2 protein-coding genes are annotated in these 2,387 nt (G+C 40.5%); both read right to left on the bottom strand.

Translation table 11 applies throughout. The features are described from left to right. Positions 1-1,530: relaxase/mobilization nuclease domain-containing protein (locus FTV37_RS17005; RefSeq protein WP_180064310.1), on the bottom strand; the 1,530-nt coding region annotated here is incomplete at its 3' end. Beyond that, on the bottom strand, positions 1,520-2,056 hold the full coding sequence (gene mobC / locus FTV37_RS17000; RefSeq protein WP_179991717.1) for a plasmid mobilization relaxosome protein MobC: 537 nt from the start codon (positions 2,054-2,056) through the stop codon (positions 1,520-1,522). The genes FTV37_RS17005 and mobC, both read right to left, overlap by 11 nt. Positions 2,057-2,387: the final 331 nt, after the last annotated feature.

Below are 2,387 nucleotides of genomic sequence, written 5' to 3'. Positions count from 1 at the left end.
AGGGTCTGTGTTAATTTCGATTGAGTATCCTGAATATCTTTGAGCATCGGCTGAATTTGCTGATTGATCTTGTCTTGGACTAACTGATCTATATTTGATTCCCTCAAGGCACTGGTTAAGGTTTTTTCCAAATAAGCCTGCGTTTGTTTTGAGAATCCTTTGATAGATTCGTTCAAAAAGTCCACTGGTGGCTCTTCTTTCATCTGTTGAAGTAGTGCTGCGCTGCGCTTCTCCAATTGCTCGATATATATCTTCTGTCCGTCGATGCAGTTCTGTTGCAGCTTGTTTTGCTCCTTCAAAAGACTGACTTGCTGACTGATTAGCTGAGTTAATTCGCTCATTTACTTCACCCATGAAATTATGATCAGGATTAGCAGTAATGCTGTACATGATACTGACAAAATTAGACTGATTTTCTGCTGTTGTTGCTGTGTCTGCTGTTGAGCTAAGCTCTGAATATTCAAGTTTTCGGCTTGCTTCACTAAAGTTTGGACTTGATTCAATAACTCTGCTGATTTCTGTGTGAGCTTGTAAACTGACTCCGTTTGGTCTTGGGTTTTGCTGATCAAAACTTGACTGTGCTGTAGTATCTCGTTGTCTATGATCTGTAAGCGTTTCAGCGTATCTGTCTGCAAAGAATCTAGCTCTTGATTCAGTTGCTCGTTGAAGTTTGTTATAGAGTTCATTAACTCGTTTTGCATCGACTTCATTTGCTCTTGATGCGCTTTGATCTGCTTCTGCTCTAGCTCGATTTTCTGCGTAAGCAGTGACATTGAATCCATCTTTATAAAACTCCCCTGCGAGCTTCACGGCTGTCTTATCACCGTGCAATTTGACTGAAATAGTGTCTTTAGCGTTTCGTGTGATGATTCCATATTCAGCAAGCGTTTGGACAACATCGTTACGGTCTTGAATCACGCCTGCGTTAATGCGTTGGGCAACGATTTTATTTAAAAGCTCTTTTTTTTCAGGCTTGGTTTTACCTGCAAAATTAATTTCAATGGCCGCCAATCTTTGTGAATGCGTGTGGTGCGGTAGCTGTACATCAGCTTTTAAAATGGCGAGGTCGTCAGGCTTGGACCAGGTGTATTTTTCGTTTAAATAATCTCTGAGTTTATCGAAGTATTTTTCGTGTCCGGGCGGAGCAATATTTAATGACTTACCTGTTCCAAGATCGACACGCGGCACCAAAACATGCACATGCTTTGAACCATCCTGAGCTACGTGTAGCACGGCATTCATGTGATAGCGTGTCGGGTCTAAATCAGCAAAAGCATGTTTTTCAAATTGATCTAATGTTTCTTGAATCTGTGCATCACTCGGATTGTCTTGTTTTGACCAAGCGATTACTGCTGACGAATAGCGGTAATCAAAATCTAGGCTTTCAGTAATGGCAACAAATGTTTGTGCATCACCTCTGAGCGTCTGAATATCAGGACGCAAATCGCCTTTTGCATCTTTTTCAGCAAGTAAATAGCCAACCGCTTTGCGTGGACAGCCTTTCCCATGTTTCGTAAATTTAATGTGCATCGGTTTCGACCTCCACTAACTCAACGGCTTTGACTGCTCGGACTCTCGCATTCTCGATAGCGGTATCGGACATTGTTGTTTTTTTAATTTCACCAATCACGCTATGTATATCTTCTTGGATTGCTTGAAGCACTTGCAGACACTCGATAAAGCTAAATTCTTGAGTGAGATCCAACTCTTGTTGTTTGTCATTTTTAATTAGGTTCAAGGCTCTAGCACACTGATTCAGATTTGTACCGACTCGACCAAGTTCGAATAATACGGCTGGGTCTACTTTTGGTGGTGGTCGATGATGCTTTTTTTGTTTGAGTGGAAATGTGGGTTTCACATAGTTTTCAATTTCAACTAAATGAAATTCTGCACTAATCGCATTTTTAATTAGTCGATTGTTGAAGTCACTAAACTGTAAGTTTCTTTTCTCAAGAAAATCATCAAGCTGATTTTTTTCATCAACTGTCAGACGTAGACGTTTAACTTCTGATTTCGGATTGATCTTTTTAAATTTTGTTAAGTCTTCATCATCCATTTTTACCACTCCCCTGCTTATGGTTTTGGATGGGGGTTTGGGGGCGAAGCCCTCAACAAGACTTCTGTGCTACAACTTTTCGGAACTGCGTAGCAGGGCTGAAAATTGTAGCTACAGAGTAGGCTTGCTTAATTACAATAGCATCTTGAATTTGTAATAACAATGTTCGGTACGAATGTTGTTATACAAGTTCAAAGGCTATCTGTAATTGCGGTATTTGATGTTGAGGTATTTGATGTTGAGGTGTTTGGTGTTTGAGGTGTTTGGTGTTTGAGGTGTTTGGTGTTTGAGGTGTTTGGTGTTTGAGGTGTTTGGTGTTTGAGGTGTTTGG

This window comes from Acinetobacter sp. YH16042, assembly GCF_013417245.1.
Classification (GTDB): domain Bacteria; phylum Pseudomonadota; class Gammaproteobacteria; order Pseudomonadales; family Moraxellaceae; genus Acinetobacter; species Acinetobacter amyesii.
The sequence above is the reverse complement of the archived record's forward strand: the minus strand, read 5'-3'. Positions and strand labels throughout refer to the sequence as shown.